We start from the raw sequence: 16,669 nt of genomic DNA on the forward strand, positions 1-16,669 counted from the left end.
AAGGAAGCCTCAGCCCTTGACGTTGATACCGCGCGACTTCAGGTCCTTGACCGTCCACTCCTGCATGTGCGCGAGCAGGTCGGTGACCTTCTGTTCCTTGCTGACGACCTTGCCCCACTCGCTCTGCAGCTCGGTGAACATGGCCGTCCAGTTGGGGCCGTAGACCCAGTCGTCGGTGACGGTGCCCAGGCTGTCGGTGACGACCTTCTCACCGGGGGCGTAGTTGTCACCGAGCAGCTTCTCGGAGATGGCCTCGGCGACGTACGACTCGCTGTCGGCGACCGCCGGCATCACCCCGCTGCCGGTCTCCGGGCTGGCCATCGTCTTGACCGCGCCGGTGTCGGTGGACAGCCACAGCGCCGCCTCGGCCGCCTGCTTCTTGTGCTTGCACTGCTCGGTGACCAGGTTCATGCCACCGCTCTGGTTGGTGCCGGCCGGCGTCTTGGCCGCCTCGCCCTTGTACGTCGGCCACGGCGACAGCGCCCAGTCGCCGAAGGAGTCGGTGAAGTTCTGCACCATGCCGGACATCTGCCAGGTGGAGATCTGGCGGGTGACCGTGCCGCCCTTGTCGTAGTTGCGCTGCACGGCCGCGTAGTCGGCGAAGGAGAGCTTGGAGTTGAGGTCGTTGTCGATGATCTGCTGGATCACGTCGGCGGCCTTCAGGCTGCCCGCGTCCTGGAAGTCCACCTTCCAGGAGTCGCCGTCGATGGCGTACCAGTGGGCGCCGGCCTGCATCGCGAGCACTTCCAGGGTGCTCGGGTCCTCACCGGCGTAGTTGGTGATGTGGATGTCGTGCTTCTTCAGGACCTTGCCGGCCGCGATGAAGTCGTCCCAGGTGGCGGGTGCCTTGAGGCCGTACTTCTCGAAGACGTCGGTGCGGTAGATCGTGAAGGCGGGCGCCGAGGCGGTGGGTACGCCGTAGACCTTGCCCTGCACCTGGACACCGGCCCACGCGCCGGGGTTGAACTTGTCCGCGCTCGACCCGACGTACTCGGTGATGTCGGCGAGCGCGCCCTGCGACACCCAGCTCGTCACGTACTCGGCGGTGTTCTGCAGCAGACAGGGGGCGTTGCCCGCCTTCACCGCGTTGCTGAGCTGCTTCTGCATGGTCAGCTGGTCGGTGACCTTGGTGTACTTGAGCTGGACGTCCTTGTGGGAGGCGTTGAACGCCTTGACCACGGCTTCCTGGCCGTTGGCCCAGCCCCAGAAGGGGAGGGTGACCGGGCCGGTGGCGCCGGAGGAGCCGTCGTCGCCCGAGTCCGAGCCGCCGCACGCGGCGAGCAGACCTGTCAGCGCGACACTCGCGACGGCGGCGCGGGCGAACCTTCTCCGGGGGCTGTTGGAGTTCATGGAACAGTCATCCTTCGAGACGTGGGCGAGCGCGGAAGTGGGGCGCGAGGGGCGGCTCGGTGGGGCGACGGCGAGCGAGGTGGACCGTCAGCTCGGGTCTCGGATCCCCTGCGGAAACGCTGTAGTAAACGGTTGCTGTGAAACGTAGGTGGCCTGATCGGCCCACCGCAAGAGCGCGACGGTAAATTGTTACGCCGGATTGTCGGCGGGGTTGCCGGAAGCGGTCGTTCGGTGGCCGTGGAGTGGTGCGGAGTGCCCAGGCCGGAGCGTGCTCCGCCGCGTGGGGGCCGTCGTGGGCACGGGGCGCGGGACGGCGCGGGACGGCTCGGGGCGCGAAAACGTTTGTGGCGCGGGCAGGTCGGGTCGGCCGGGGTTTCAGGCGACCCGGGCCAGGTCCGTGTGCCGTACCTCGTGCGCGGGCGGCAGGCCCGAGGCGAGGCGCTCCAGCTCCTCGACGACGGTACGGCCGAGGCGCTCCAGCTCGTTGCCGAGGGACCCCGCGATGTGCGGGGTGAGGAAGACGTTGGGCAGGTGGTAGAGCGGGGAGCCGACGGGCAGCGGCTCGGGTTCGGTGACGTCCAGGACCGCGCTGAGCCGGCCGGAGAGCAGCTCGTCGGTGAGCGCGTCCGGGTCGACCAGGGCGCCCCGGGAGGTGTTGATGAGGACACCGCCGTCCCTGATCAGCGCGAGTCCGGCGCGGTCGAGCATGCGGTAGGTCTCGGGGATGTCGGGGGCGTGCAGGCTGACGATGTCGCTGGTCCGCAGCAGGTCCTCCAACGTCATCGGTTCGGCGCCCAGCGCAGCGGCCCCGGCGGGGTCGACGTACGGGTCGTACAGCGAGACGGCGAAGTCGAACGGCCTCAGCAGCTCCAGGAGCCGGCGGCCCACGCGCGAGGCGCCGATGACCCCCACCCGGCGGCCGACGTTGCCGATGGCGGCGGTCTCGGCGGGGGAGGGGTAGGTGTGGGTCCTGCGGAAGCGTTCGCGCTGGTCGAAGGTGTCCTTCCCGGCCAGCAGGATCATCGCGAGGGTGTACTCGGCGACCGGCAGCGCGTTCCCGGCGACCGCGCTGGAGACGGTGACCCCGCCCTGCCACAGGGCCTCGCCGACCAGCGCCCGGACCGAGCCCGCCGCGTGCAGGACGGTACGCAGCCGGGGCGCCGCCGCCAGGACGTCCGCGTCGAGATGCGGGCAGCCCCAGCCGGTGATCAGCACCTCCGCCCCGGCCAGCACCGGGGCGGCGACGGGATCGGCGAAGTCCCGGACGACGAACTCGGGGTCGATCCGGGCCACTTGACGCAGCCGTGCCATGAGCGGCGGTGGGAAGAGCAGGGGCAGATGCACCGGATCCATGGCGAACACGGCTCGCGTCGGCGGGGCGCTGGGCATGGCTCTCCTGGAGAGTCGAGAGGGGGGTGGCCGCAGGCGCTGCTGCGGAAACAGTCTCAGAAAACGTCTTCTACCGTAGGCACGGGTGCGACGGGTGGTCAATCGTCTTGATCGTGTCGGACGAGGCAACCGGTTCCCGCAGAGTTTTCGAAAACTCGCCCAGCCCCTTGACGCGGTTTCCGGTCAGGCACAAGCTCTGCCCGTCGACAGATAGAAACCGGTTGTCGACGCATCGACCGATTCTCGTCCCTGGAGGTGAGGCGTGTCCGTGTCTCCCCGTGCCGGTGGTTCCCTGAGCCGTCGCCGGTTCCTCGCCCTCTCGGCGGGTGGTGCCGCGGCCGGCGGTGCGGCCCTGAACGGCTGCGCCCTGCCGGTGTCCGGTGGCGTCGGCGGCTCCGGTGAGACCGTCACGCTGATGGTCAAGCCCGAGGACCTCTCCCCGGAGCTGATCCGGCGGGCGCGGCGGGACACCGGCGTCCGGATCGTCACCGTGAAGTACGACATGACCAAGCTGATCGCGATGCTGACCAGCGGAAACCCACCGGATCTGGTGCGCGGTGTCGGAGCCGTGGACACCCCGTACTTCGTGGCCCGGGACGTGGCCGAGAACCTCGACCCGTACTTCGCCGCGAGCGGTGTGCTGAAGGCCGACGACCTCGACCCGGTCAACGACCTGTGGCGCTACGACGGCCGCACCCAGGGCAGGGGCCCGCGCTACGGCATGGTCAAGGACTTCTCGCAGGACTCCATGTACTGGTACAACACCGCGCACTTCGACGAGGCGGGCATCGACCGTCCGCCCGAGTCCGAGCCGGTGACGTACGAGGAGTGGCTCGACCGCGCCGAACGGCTCACCCGGCGGAAGAACGGCCAGACGATCGTCTTCGGCGGCAGCTACAACGGTCTCTACGAGGCCACCAACCTCTCGACCCTGACCGCGGCCGCCGGCGGGAGTCTCTTCGACGACGACCTCTCCCGGATCGACTTCACCACCCCGGAGGCCCGCAGGGCGCTGGCCTGGTACATCGGTTACTGCCGGACCAGGGTCGGCCCCAGCGCGATCCAGCCCGACCCCAACGCCTGGGACGGGCCCACCTATCAGGCGGGCCGGATGGCCATGACCAACAGCGGCTACTGGCTCGGCGGGATGATCAACACCGACGAGAAGCTGGCGAAGGTGTCCCGGCTGGCCCCCGCCCCGGTCTTCGAGGGCGGCGCACGGGTCAGCCCCTGCCAGGGCGGCACCGGCTTCTGGATGCCGAGGAAGGCACCGAACAAGGACGCGGCCTGGCGGGTCTTCGAGTGGTTCTTCGGCGAGGCCCCGGCCAGGGAACGCGCGGCCGGCGGCTGGGGCATCCCCAGCCTGAAGTCGCTGCGCCCGCTGATGCCCGCCGAACACGACTACCAGCGGCGGGTGTTGCGGGCCCAGGAGGCCGAGCTGAAGCACTTCTCGGTGATCTCCTTCACCCCCTACCTCACGGCGGAGGGCTTCAAGGCCCTCTTCAACCAGGTGGCGCCCGCCGCGATGAAGGGCGAGATCTCCGTCGACACCCTCGCCGGACGCCTGAACTCGACCATCAACGAGCAGCTCGACCGAGGGAAGGAGCAGGTCGGATGACGGTCGGTCAGGTCGAGGCGCACCCGGTGCGCCAGGGCAGGGCGCGCCCGAAGCGCGCGTCCGCCACCGCCCGCAGACACCGGGCGTTCTACATGTTCACCTCGCCCTGGATCATCGGCTTCCTGCTGCTGACGGTCGTCCCGATGGCGTACGCGCTGTGGCTGAGCCTCACCACCTACGACGGGATCTCGCCGCACTGGCGGTTCATCGGGCTCGGCAACTACCGTGAACTGCTGGCCGATCCGGTGACCTGGGACGCCCTGGGCCGTACCGGGCTGTTCGCGGTGACCTCGGTGCCGCTGTCGATCGTCGCGGGGCTGGGCCTCGCCGTCCTGGTCAACCGGCCGCTCAGGGCCCGGGGCCTGTTCCGCACCCTGCTCTATCTCCCGGCCGTGGTACCGCCGGTGGGCGCGGGCCTCGCGTTCAAGTCGCTGTTCGACCAGAACTCCGGTGCCGCGAACGGGGCGTTGGGCTTCCTCGGCATCGACGCCCTGGGCTGGCTCGCCGATCCGTACGCCCGCTATGTGCTGCTGATGACCGTGTTGTGGGCGGCGGGCAACGTCATGATCATCTCGCTGGCCGGGCTCCAGGACGTACCCCGTGAACTGCACGAGGCCGCCCGGATCGACGGGGCGAGCGCCTGGCGGACCTTCCGCAGCATCACCGTGCCGCTGCTGTCCCCGGTGCTGCTCTTCCAGACGGTGACCGGGGTGATCGCCTCGGTGCAGACCATCATGCCGCTGCTGCTGGCCGCCGAGCCCACCACGGGCGGCGTCACCGCGATCCCCCAGTCCAACTACATGTACATGATGCATGTGTTCGCCGAGTACTTCGCGCTCGGCCGCTACGGCTACGCCTCCGCGCTGCTGTGGGTGCTCTTCGTCCTGATCCTCGCCGTCACCGGACTCATCTTCAGGTTCACGTCCGGAGTGGTGTTCTACAACGTCGATCCGGAGGCGAAGAAGTGACCGTCACGAGCGACACCGCCGGGGGCGCTCTCCCGGGCGCCACCACCCCCGGCCGGCCCGCGCGCAGATCCACACCCCCGGTGGCCCCCGCCCCGGCCCGCGTCCGGATACGCACCGGCCGGCTCGTCCTCTACACCGTGCTCGTCGTCGCCACCGGGCTGTTCCTCGGCCCGTTCGGCTGGCTGGTCCTCACCGGACTGAAGACCTCCGCCGAGACGGCCGCCGCCCCGGTGCACTGGCTGCCCGCGGACTTCCAGTGGCACAACTTCGCCGACGCCTTCCAGCTGATCGACTTCCTCGGCTACGCCCGCAACTCCCTGATCATCGCCTTCCTCTACGCCACCCTGGTCACCCTCAGCTCGGCCTGGGTCGGCTACGGCTTCGCCCGCCTCGACGCGCCCGGGAAGAAGACCCTGTTCGGTGTGCTGCTCGGCTCGATGATGCTGCCGCAGATGATCACCCTGCTGCCCACCTATCTGATCTTCGCCAAGCTCGGCATGGTCGACACCTACTGGCCGTGGGTGCTGTGGGGCCTGGCGGCGGCACCGTATCTCGTCTTCCTCTTCCGGCAGTTCTTCGCCGGGCTGCCGCGCGAGCTGGAGGAGGCCGCGATCGTCGACGGCTGCGGCTACGCGACGATCTTCTGGCGGATCTTCCTGCCGCAGTCCTGGCCGGTGCTCTCCGCGAGCTTCGTGATCGCTTTCACCTGGACCTGGGGCGACTACATCGCCCCCCAGCTCCTGCTGTCCACGGACCGCTCCACCCTCGCGGTCGCCGTGATGTCCACCTACGTCACCTCCGCCGGGACACCCGTCACCCAGCTCCAGGCCGCCGCCTCGGTGATGTACGTGATCCCGATCCTGCTGATCTTCCTCGTCGCCCAACGCGGCTTCGTCGCCGGGATGTCCACCTCGGGGCTCAAGTAGCTCTCCCCAACTCCCCCTGCCAGTAAGGAAGTTCCTCATGAACGACACCCAGGGCTCAGGTCCGTCCCGGCGTACGCTCCTCCAGGCCGCCGGTGCCACGGCCGCCGCGTACTCCCTGCTGGGCGCGGCCACCGGAACCGCGAGCGCGGCCACGGACGACAGACCGGAGGCCGCCGACCGCCTGGTGGTGCACACCGTCCCCACCGGGGTCGCCCTCAACGCGAGCTACACCGTCAAGGCCCGTACGCCGGGCGGTGAGTGGCGGACGGTGCCCGTACTGCGGGTCGGCACCAAGACCATCAACGAGAAGACCGGCTCCGGCGTCATCCGCCAGACCTCCGTCGCGAGCCTCGACTTCTCCGGCACCGTGGAGGTCCAGGTCACCTCCGCCAAGGGGGCCATCGGCGAGGCGCGCGTCCGCCCGCTGTCGTACGACCTCGCGCACGAGGTGAGCGGCGACACCGTCACCCTCAGCCTCAGCGAGCCGCGCAACCTCTCCGTCGAGATCGACGGCGACCTCTACAACAACCTCCAGCTGCACGCCAACCCGATCGAGAAGACCCGCTGCGAGGAGGGCGACCCCGACGTCCTCTACTTCGGGCCGGGCATCCACACCGTCCCGGGCAATGTGCTCCAGGTGCCCAGCGGAAAGACGGTCTACCTGGCCGGCGGTGCCGTGCTGAAGGCCCATGTGTCGTTCACGAACGTCGAGAACGCCCGGCTGATCGGCCGCGGCATCATCGCCGACACGGACAGCGGCACCACCGTGGCGTTCTCGAAGAACATCGAGATCGACGGCATCCTCGTGATGAACCTGAAGACCGGCTACTCCTGCACCATCGGCCAGTCGCAGCAGGTCACCGTCCGCAACCTGCACTCGTACAGCAGCGGCCAGTGGGGCGACGGCATCGACGTGTTCAGCAGCGAGGACGTCCTGATCGAGGGCGTCTGGATGCGCAACAGCGACGACTGCATCGCCATCTACGCCCACCGCTGGGACTACTACGGCGACTGCCGCAACATCACCGTCCGGAACTCCACCCTCTGGGCCGATGTCGCCCACCCGGTGAACATGGGCACCCACGGCAACCCCGAGAAGCCCGAGACCATCGAGAACATCGTCTTCAGTAACATCGACATCCTCCAGCACCGCGAGCCGCAGGTCCTCTACCAGGGCTGCTTCGCCCTCAACCCCGGCGACAGCAACCTCATCCGCAACGTCCGCATCCAGGACGTCCGCGTGGAGGACTTCACCTGGGGCCAGCTGCTCAACATGCGGGTGATGGCCAACCGGTACAACGCCTCCCCGGGCCGGGGCATCGAGGACGTGTACGTCCGTGACCTCACCTACAACGGCACCCACGCCTCCACGGCCATCCTCACCGGCTACGACGCGGACCGCCCGATCAAGAACCTCACCTTCCAGAACCTGTCGGTCAACGGCACGGTCGTCCACGACAAGATGAAGAAGCCCGGCTGGTATCTGACCACCGACATGGTCCCGATGTTCGCCAACGAGCACGTCCAGAACCTCCGCTTCCTGGACGCCGACACCGCCGCCGCCACTGAGGCCCCGGAGATCACCAGCGCCGCCGAGGCCACGGCCATCGCGAAGCGGGTCTTCAACCACCTCGTCACGGCGACCGGGCTGCCCACGTCGTTCGCCGCCGAGGGCCTGCCCAAGGGCCTCGCCATGGACACCAGGACCGGTCTGATCTCCGGCGTCCCGGCCCGCCCCGGCACCCGCACGGTCACCGTCTCGGCCACCAACAGCGCCGGGACCACCACCCGGTCCGTCAAGCTCACCGTGCGCCACCCGTAGGACCAGGAGACATCTGTGCTTCCCCTCAGCAGACGGTTCGACCGGCGGTCGTTCCTCGACAGACGGTCCTTCCTCGGCGCGGCCGGGGTCACGGCCGCGGCCGGAGCAGGACTCCTGTCCACCGCACCCTCCGCCTCCGCTTTCGCCTCCGCTTCTGCCGCGGCCTCGCGGGACAACGGCTCCACCGGAGCGGCCCGCACCTTCAGCCATCCGGGCCTCCTGCACACCGCCGCCGACCTGGACCGGTGGCGAGCGGCGGTCGCCGCCAAGGAGGCGCCGGTCCACGACGGCTATCTCGCGCTGGCCGCCCACGCCCGCTCCAAGTCCACGTACACCGTGCAGAACACGGGCCAGATCACCTCCTGGGGGCGCGGGCCCAGCAACTTCATGGGCCAGGCCGTCGCCGACTCGGCCGCCGCCTACCAGAACGCGCTGATGTGGTGTGTGACGGGCGACCGGGCCCACGCCGACAAGGCCCGGGACATCCTCGACGCCTGGTCGGCCTCCCTCACCATGGTCACGGGCGCCGACGGCCCGCTCGGCGCGGGCCTCCAGGCCTTCAAGTTCGTCAACGCCGCCGAACTGCTCCGGCACACCGGCTACGACGGTTGGCCGGACGCGGCGATCGCCCGCTGCGAGCGCTCGTTCCTCGACGTCTGGTACCCGGCGATCTCCGGCTACATGCTGTACGCCAACGGCAACTGGGACCTGACGGCTCTTCAGACCGTCCTGGCCATCGGCGTGTTCTGCGAGGAGCGCGTCCTCTTCGAGGACGCGCTGCGCTTCGCGGCGGCGGGCGCCGGCAACGGCAGCGTCCCGGGCCGCGTCGTCACCGCCGCGGGCCAGGGCCAGGAGTCCGGCCGCGACCAGGGACACGAGCAGCTGGCCGTCGGCCTGATGGGCGACGCCGCCCAGGTGGCCTGGAACCAGGGCGTCGACCTCTGGGGCTTCGACGGCGACCGGCTGCTGGCGAACGCCGAGTACGCCGCCCGCTACAACCTCGGCGGCGACGTCCCCTTCACCCCCGACCTGGACCGCACCGGCAAGTACATCAAGAAGACCGTCTCGGCCGTCGGCCGCGGCACCCTGCCCCCGGTCTACGAGATGTACTACGCCCACTACGCCGGAGTACGCGGCCTCGACGCCCCCGCGACGAAGGCGGCGGTCTTCCGGGGCACGGCGGGCGCCCGGTTCGTCGAGGGCAGCAACGACGACCTCCCGAGCTTCGGCACCTTCGCCTACGCCGGGGCCACGGCCCCCGCCTCGGCCCCCGCGCCGAAGCCCCCGGCCGGTGTGACGGCGGTGGGCGAGCCCGGGGCCGTGACCGTGGCCTGGCTGCCGTCCGCCTGGGCCACCGGGTACACCGTCCGGCGGTCCACCCGCCCCGAGGGCCCGTACGAGAAGGTCGCCACCGGCCTCGACGAGCCGACGTACACCGACCGGGACGTGCGCCGGGGCCGGACCTACCACTACACCGTCACCGCCACCAACTCTGGCGGCAGCAGCGGCAGTTCGAGCCCGGCCGGCGCCTGTGCCGGGCTGCCCGAGCCCTGGGCCGGCCAGGATCTGGGGGTGGTGGAGATCCCCGGCGCCGCCGCCTTCGACGGCGAGCGGTTCCTGCTGCGGGCGAGCGGCACGGCGGACACGTACCGTCTGGCGTACGTACCGCTGCGCGGGGACGGCTCGGTCACCGCGCGGATCGTGTGGCCGCTCAGCTCCCAGTACTCCAAGATCGGCGTCACCCTGCGCGCCGGCCTCGACGCGGGTGCCGCGCACGCCTCGACGCTGATCCAGGGGCTGCCGCTGCACACCTGGAGCGGGGTGTGGAGCGTACGGAAGGCGGTCGGCGCGGAGATCTCCGCCACCGGCAGCACGCCCGTACCGCCCTCTCAGCTCCAGGCGATCACCACCTCCGCCGCCTTCCCGATCTCCGCCCTGGGCGCCCTGCCGGAGTCGGCGACCCCCTTGGAGGCGCTGTACGTCGAGGGCGCGGGCGACGGCTACCGGCTGCGGGCCCCGTACTGGGTGCGGGTCACCCGCAAGGGCCGTCGCTGCACCGGGGCGATCTCGCCGGACGGCGTCGACTGGACCGAAGTCGGCTCCACGGAGGTCGAGTTGGGGCGCACCGCGTACGCGGGCCTGGTCCTGACCTCCTGTCTGGGCGTCGCCGAGGAGTACGCCGAGACCGGCACCGGCGCCTTCGACAACGTCCGGGTCGTCTCCGCCGCCGGGGGAGAGGTCTGGTCGGTGGCCCGCCCTGCCTGGCGGGCCACCGACCTCGGGGCCGCCACCGGGGCGGACGCGGTCGAGCTGGACTGGACCGATCCGGACCTCTCCGCCCGCTACAAGGTGCTCCGCGCCACCCGCGCCGACGGCCCCTACCGGACGATCGCCACCGGGGTCGCCCCGCTCGGCTTCGGCGCCCGCCTGCGGTACGCGGACGCCACCGGCACCCCCGGTACGACGTACCACTACGCCGTCGCGAAGACGAACACCGGCGGCAGCGGCCCCCGCTCCGCGCCCGCCGCCGCGACGATGCCGACCCCGTCCACCCCTGAACTCACCTCACCCGCAACGGCGTTCGCCAACCGGGGCGACACCTTCCAGCACCTCATCCGGGCCTCGCACGCACCCGTACGGTTCACCGCGAGCGGGCTCCCCGAGGGCCTGCGCGTCGACCGGCGCACCGGCCTGATCTCCGGAACCCCCACCCGGACCGGCGAGTTCACCGTCACCACCACCGCCGGCAACGCGGCGGGCGAGGCGACCGGCACCCTCACCCTGACCGTCGGCACACCCCCGCCCGCCCCCTGGACGTACGGCGATCTCGGCGACGTCGTCCTCGACGACCGCGACTTCGGCACCCTCGGCGTGGCCGCCGTCCGCACCCCCGGCAGTACCGCGTACGAGGACGAGGACGAGGACGACGGGACCTTCGTCGTCCGGGGCGCCGGAGTCGATCTGACCGTCAACAACCAAGGGATGACAGGTCAGTTCGTACGGCGGCCGGTCACCGGTGACTGCGAGGTCACCGTCCGGCTGGACTCCCGTACCGGGGCCGCGGCCGACCGGGTCGGGCTGCTGATGGCCAAGTCGCTGTCGCCGTTCGACCAGGCGGCCGGGGCGATCGTCAGCGGCGGGACCGTCGCCCAGCTCATGCTCCGGACGACCGTGGCCGGACGGTCGGCCTTCACCGGTGACTCCACGGTCACCACCCCCTGCCTGCTGCGGCTGAAGCGGACCGGGACCCGCTTCGCCGCGGCGGTCTCCACGGACGGAGGCGCCACCTTCACCCCCCTCGCCGAGGGAGAGATCCCCGGCTTCGGTGACGCCCCCTACCACGTGGGCCTGGTGGTCTGCTCCCGCAGCCCGCTGACCCACGGCACCGCGCGCTTCAGCGAGGTGAGCATCACCCCCACCTGAGGATCGGAGATGTACCGATGAGCCGCACTTCCCCCCACGCTTCTTCCCACGACTCCCCCCACACGGGCCCCGAAGGGCCCGCCCCCGAGAGCGAGTTGAGCCGTCGCGGTCTGCTGCGGACCGCCGGCGGTCTCACCGCCGCCCTCGCGCTGGGCGCCGCCTCCGTCGCCACCACGGCGGAGGCGGCCCCGGCCACCTTCACCCACCCCGGCATGCTGCACGCCTACGGCGAACTCAACCGCGCCAAGGTGCGGGTCGCCGCCGGCGACGCCCCCTGGCTGTCCGGCTGGAACCGCCTGACCGCCAACTCCCACTCCGCGAGCACCTGGACACCCAACCCGCAGGCCACGATCATCCGCGGCGGCACCGGCGAGAACTACGGCATCCTCTACAACGACATCCACGCCGCCTACCAGAACGCGCTGCGCTGGAAGATCGCCGGCACCACCGCGAACGGCGACGCGGCGGTCCGCATCCTCAACGCCTGGTCGTCGACCCTCACCACCGTCACCGGCAACGCCGACCGGTTCCTGGCCGCCGGGATCTACGGCTACCAGTTCGCCAACGCCGCCGAACTCATGCGCGGCTACAGCGGATTCGCTCTGGACCGGTTCAAGACGATGATGCTGAACGTCTTCTACCCGCTCAACAACCAGTTCCTGAACAACCACAACGACGCCTGCATCACCAACTACTGGGCCAACTGGGACCTGTGCACCATGAACTCGATCCTCGCGATCGGGATCCTGTGCGACGACGGCGCCAAGTACGACCAGGCCGTCAACTACTTCAAGACCGGCGCCGGGAACGGATCGATCACCCACGCCGTCCCGTACCTGCACACCGACTCCGCCGGCTACGCCCTCGGGCAGTGGCAGGAGGCGGGCCGCGACCAGGGGCACACCATGATGGGCATGGGCCAGATGGGTGCCTTCTGCGAGATGGCCTGGTCCCAGGGCGACGACCTCTACGGCTACGACGGCAACCGGTTCATGAAGGCCGCGCAGTACGTCGCCAAGTACAACCTGGGCAACGACGTGCCCTTCACCGCCTACACCTGGGGCACCGGCCAGAACTGCGCCCAGCAGACCCACACCGCCGTCTCCTCCGCGAGCCGCGGCCAGGTCAGGCCCGTCTGGGACCTCATCTACTACCACTACGGCCGCCGCCGCGGCCTCGACGTCCCCTACATCAAGGCCATGGCCGAGAGCGTCCGCCCCGAGGGCGGCGGCGGGGACTACGGCTCGGCCAGCGGCGGCTACGACCAGCTGGGCTTCGGCACCCTGATGTACGCCAAGTAGCCGCCGACCCGTCCGAGGGCGGCCGTCGCCCGAACGGCCGCCCAGGACCCGGTACGACCGGAATACCGCGAAGGGATGTGGTGCTCTGAGGGTGAACGACGGTTCACGAGCGAGTGAGCGGGCGTGCGCGCGGGAGCGTGTGCGCCCGTGAGGAGCTGGTGCGCGATGACGGCAGACCGGCAGCAGGGCGGCCCCGTGGTCAGGACGCCGTACGGCGACGTACGCGGCGCGTACGAGTACGCGGACGGCGCGGACGGCGGGGACGGCCACGAGGACGGGATCGCCGTCTTCCGGGGCGTCCCGTACGCGGCCCCGCCCTTCGGCCCCCGCCGCTTCCGCCCGCCCGCCCCGCCCGAGCCCTGGGCGGGGGTGCGGGACACCGTCGCCTTCGGTCCGACGCCTCCGAAACCGCCGTACTCGGAGGCGTTCGCCCGCTATCTGTCGGACCCCGTCGTCCCGGGCGACGACTGCCTCAACCTGAACGTATGGACGCCGCAGCCGGGCCCCGGGGCCCGGCTGCCGGTCATGGTCTTCCTCCACGGCGGCGCCCTCACCCGGGGCTCGTCGGCGGTCCCCGTCTACGACGGTGCCGCCTTCGCCCGCGACGGCGTGGTGCTGGTCTCCCTCAACTACCGGCTGGGCGTGGAGGGTTACGGCCTCTTCCCGGACGCCCCGGCCAACCGCGGACTGCGGGACCAGCTGGCCGCGCTGGAGTGGGTGCGGGACTCGATCGCCGGGTTCGGCGGCGACCCGGACCGGGTGACCCTGTTCGGCCAGTCGGCGGGCGCCATCAGCGTCGGCGCGCTGCTGGCCGCCCCGCGTGCGCGGGGCCTGTTCCGGCGGGCCGTCCTGCAGAGCGGCCCGCCCGAGGCCCTGGACCGGGACAAGGTACGCCGGATGGTCCGCCGGATGGCGAACCGGCTGAAGGTCCCGGCGACCGCCGAGGCCTTCGCCGCCGTGGACCGGGCCGCCCTGCTCGAAGCCCAGGCCGAGGCCGGCCGGCTCAGCAGCCCCGTGCTGGGCGGCCCCGCCTTCGGCGTCGTCGTCGACGGCGACCTGCTGCCCACCGACCCGATGGCGGCCCTGACCGAGCACGGCGCGGCCCCCGGTGTCGACCTCCTCATGGGCTGGACCCGCGACGAACACCGTCTCTGGCTGGTCCCCGGCGGCCTCCAGGAACGCGTCGACCGTCTCGGCACGGTCGCCCTGGCCGGCGCCCGCGCCCGCTGCCACTGCGGCCCCGAGGTCCCGCGCGGCTACCGCGACCTCCACCCCGACAAGGGCGTCGCCGACCTCGTCGGGCAGCTCGTCACCGACCACCTCCTGCGCGTCCCCCTGCACCGGGTGGCGGACGCCCGCCTCGACCAGGCCCAGGCGCGGTCCTGGCTCTACGAGTTCGCCTGGCCCTCCGGCATCCCCGCCCTCGGCTCCTGCCACGCCCTCGAACTCGGCTTCGTCTTCGACACCGGCGACACACCCGCCTCCGCCAAGCTCGCCGGTGACCACGCCCCGCGCGACCTCGCCGCCGCGCTGCACTCCGCCTGGGTCCGCTTCGCGACGGACGGCACGCCCGGCTGGCCCGCCTGGGACGCCGGGCATCCGGTCCGCGTCTTCGACACCAGTGAGGACATCGGGGACGACACCGGGGAGGACATCGGGGAGGACATCGGGGAGGACACGGACGGCGCCCGGGTCGTCCTCGGCCCCTACGACCCCGAACTCGCCCTCTGGGACGCGGACGCGAGACGCCCGCGCAGGGTCCAGGGCGCCGGCACCTTCGTCACCTCCGGCGGAGGCCCGCTCCCGGCCCTGCGCCGCTTCCGCCGGACGCCCTGAGCCGGCTGTCCGCGCTACGGGCGGGGCTCGGCCGTCTCCTCCGTGGGTGTGCGCGGCTTGGTGTGGAGGACCTCGCGGGCCTGTTCGGCGGCGCGCAGGGAGCTCTCGGCGACGAAGTCGAGAAAGCGGGCGACGTTCTCCAGCCGGGCGCCGGCGGGGGTGTCGGTGCCGACGACGCCCACGCCCTGCCGGGCGATCTCGACGATCTGCGCGACGGCGCGGGCACTGGCGATCATCGACTGGTACCAGACGTCGTCGTCGACGACGTACCGCTCACGGCGGCGTTCGCCCTGCTCGCGCCGGATCATCCCCTGGCTGTCCAGGAACGCGACCGCCTTGGAGATGGACGCCGGGCTGACCTGGAGACGCTGGGCCAGTTCGGCGGCGGTGAGGCTGCCGGAGTCGGTGAGGGTGAGGCAGGCCATCACCCGGGCCATCATCGCGGGCATGCCCGAGGCCATCATGACCGTCGTGAACGTCTCCTCGAACTCCCGTACGGCTTCGGTGTCACGCCCATGGGCCTGCTCGGGCGTCCGGGCCTCACGGGGAGCGGCCTGGCGCCGCCGGTGCGCGCGGCGCTCGGTGGCGCGGTGGGCGAGGTCGGCGCGGTAGGCGGTGGGGCCGCCGTTGCGCATCACCTCGCGGGTGATCGTCGAGGTCGGGCGGTCGAGCCGTCTGGCGATCTCGGCGTAGGCGAGACCGTCGGCCAGTCCTAGCGCGATCTGCTGGCGTTCCTGCTGGGTGAGCCTGCCTCCCGGCATCGCTGTCTCCTTCGTGCTCCGTGGTGCGCCCACTATAGCGTTCACTTCCACTTCATTGCAACGTGCGTGAGGCAGCCTGTTGCGTTGCCTCGCAAGCCGTTGCAACAAATTATCTGCTCTGAGCTGCAGGAATGTGATTCTCGTGCAACGAGTACGTTGCGCGATATCTGAATGCAACGTAGCTTTTCCATCGTCAGAAACGACGCAGAGCCGAGGAGAGCACGATGCAGAAGTTCGACACCCCCGCCCCGATCGCCGCGGTCCTGAACATCACCGCCGGCCGTGTGCAGCTCATCGCCGCAGACCGCACCGACACCACCGTCGAGGTCCGCCCCGCCGACTCCTCCAAGAGCCGCGACATCAGGGCCGCCGAGGAGACCACGGTCGACTTCCGCGACGGTGTGCTGCGGATCGACGCCCCGAAGGCGAAGAGCGAGCTGTTCGGCCCCTCCGGAACCCTGGAGGTCACCGTCCAGCTGCCGTCCGGCTCCCGGGTCGAGGCGAAGTCGGCCGCCGCCGAGTACCGGGGCGTCGGACGGCTGGGCGATGTGGCCATCGACGGCGCGCACGGGCGGATCAAGCTCGACGAGGCCGCGAGCGCCCGGCTCAACCTGCTGGCCGGCGACGCCCTGATCGGCCGCCTGGACGGCTCCGCCGACATCACCAGCGGCAAGGGCGACCTGCGCGTCACCGAGGCGGCGCGCGGCACGGTCACCCTCGACACCGGGCACGGCGACATCTCGATCGGCGCCGCCGCCGGCGTCTCGGCCTCCCTGGACGCGGGCACCTCCTACGGCCGTGTCCGCAACACCCTCAAGAACAGCGAGGGCGCCGGCGCCCACCTCGCCATCCGCGCGACCACCGGCTACGGCGACATCGACGCCCGCAGCCTCTGACCCAGCCCCCGCAGCACGCCCTCGCACCGCGACCACCGACCCACGCTCTCCCGACCCGAAGCTCTGAAGGAGCACCTGTCATGACCGACCCGGCCATCGCGGCGAACGGGCTGCGCAAGTCCTACGGCGACAAGGTCGTACTCGACGGCATCGACCTGACCGTCCCGGAGGGGACGATCTTCTCCCTGCTGGGCCCGAACGGCGCCGGCAAGACCACCGCCGTCAAGATCCTCTCCACCCTGATCTCTCCCGGCCCCGGCTCCGGCGGGATCCGCGTCGGCGGTCACGACATCGCCACCGCCCCGCAGGCGGTGCGCGCCGCGATCGGTGTCACCGGCCAGTTCTCCGCCGTCGACGGACTGATCACCGGCGAGGAGAA

12 protein-coding genes are annotated in these 16,669 nt (G+C 71.0%); 9 read left to right on the forward strand and 3 right to left on the reverse strand.

Annotation, left to right across the window (positions count from 1 at the left end):
* Positions 1-9: 9 nt before the first annotated feature.
* The gene (locus ACZ7MG_RS29105) at positions 10-1,350 is read right to left on the reverse strand and encodes an ABC transporter substrate-binding protein (protein ID WP_471384125.1); all 1,341 of its coding nucleotides are present in this window, start codon (positions 1,348-1,350) and stop codon (positions 10-12) included.
* Between the two features lie 375 nt (positions 1,351-1,725).
* A complete protein-coding gene (locus tag ACZ7MG_RS29110; protein WP_471384123.1) occupies positions 1,726-2,739 on the reverse strand; it encodes a hydroxyacid dehydrogenase in 1,014 nt (337 codons plus the stop codon).
* A 268-nt stretch (positions 2,740-3,007) separates the two neighbouring features.
* On the opposite strand from ACZ7MG_RS29110, the gene ACZ7MG_RS29115 reads away from it, so the two are divergent.
* The 7 genes from ACZ7MG_RS29115 (at position 3,008) to ACZ7MG_RS29145 (ending at position 14,633) form a co-directional block, all read left to right on the forward strand.
* Complete coding sequence (locus tag ACZ7MG_RS29115) at positions 3,008-4,357, forward strand: extracellular solute-binding protein (RefSeq protein WP_471384942.1); 1,350 nt, start codon at positions 3,008-3,010, stop codon at positions 4,355-4,357.
* Positions 4,354-5,325 (forward strand): carbohydrate ABC transporter permease, encoded by a 972-nt coding sequence (locus ACZ7MG_RS29120; protein WP_471384120.1) that lies wholly within the window; start codon positions 4,354-4,356, stop codon positions 5,323-5,325. Before ACZ7MG_RS29115 ends, ACZ7MG_RS29120 begins: the two co-directional genes overlap by 4 nt.
* An 80-nt stretch (positions 5,326-5,405) precedes the next feature.
* Positions 5,406-6,251 (forward strand): carbohydrate ABC transporter permease, encoded by an 846-nt coding sequence (locus tag ACZ7MG_RS29125; RefSeq protein WP_471384940.1) that lies wholly within the window; start codon positions 5,406-5,408, stop codon positions 6,249-6,251.
* Between the two features lie 37 nt (positions 6,252-6,288).
* Positions 6,289-8,073, forward strand: a complete 1,785-nt coding sequence (locus tag ACZ7MG_RS29130) for a putative Ig domain-containing protein (protein WP_471384119.1) — start codon at positions 6,289-6,291, stop codon at positions 8,071-8,073.
* A gap of 15 nt (positions 8,074-8,088) precedes the next feature.
* Positions 8,089-11,496, forward strand: a complete 3,408-nt coding sequence (locus tag ACZ7MG_RS29135; protein WP_471384116.1) for an alginate lyase family protein — start codon at positions 8,089-8,091, stop codon at positions 11,494-11,496.
* Between the two features lie 17 nt (positions 11,497-11,513).
* A complete protein-coding gene (locus ACZ7MG_RS29140) occupies positions 11,514-12,797 on the forward strand; it encodes an alginate lyase family protein (RefSeq protein WP_471384113.1) in 1,284 nt (427 codons plus the stop codon).
* A gap of 165 nt (positions 12,798-12,962) precedes the next feature.
* Positions 12,963-14,633, forward strand: a complete 1,671-nt coding sequence (locus ACZ7MG_RS29145; RefSeq protein WP_471384111.1) for a carboxylesterase/lipase family protein — start codon at positions 12,963-12,965, stop codon at positions 14,631-14,633.
* A 14-nt stretch (positions 14,634-14,647) separates the two neighbouring features.
* Here ACZ7MG_RS29145 and ACZ7MG_RS29150 read toward each other — a convergent pair whose 3' ends face one another.
* On the reverse strand, positions 14,648-15,394 hold the full coding sequence (locus tag ACZ7MG_RS29150; protein WP_471384109.1) for a GbsR/MarR family transcriptional regulator: 747 nt from the start codon (positions 15,392-15,394) through the stop codon (positions 14,648-14,650).
* A gap of 224 nt (positions 15,395-15,618) precedes the next feature.
* Here ACZ7MG_RS29150 and ACZ7MG_RS29155 point away from each other — a divergent pair, with 224 nt between their 5' ends.
* Both ACZ7MG_RS29155 and ACZ7MG_RS29160 read left to right on the forward strand, forming a co-directional pair.
* Positions 15,619-16,290, forward strand: a complete 672-nt coding sequence (locus tag ACZ7MG_RS29155; protein ID WP_471384106.1) for a DUF4097 family beta strand repeat-containing protein — start codon at positions 15,619-15,621, stop codon at positions 16,288-16,290.
* Between the two features lie 80 nt (positions 16,291-16,370).
* A partial coding sequence (locus ACZ7MG_RS29160) for an ATP-binding cassette domain-containing protein (RefSeq protein WP_471946193.1) occupies positions 16,371-16,669 on the forward strand: 299 nt, incomplete at its 3' end.

This window comes from Streptomyces sp. NPDC107538 (assembly GCF_055657445.1).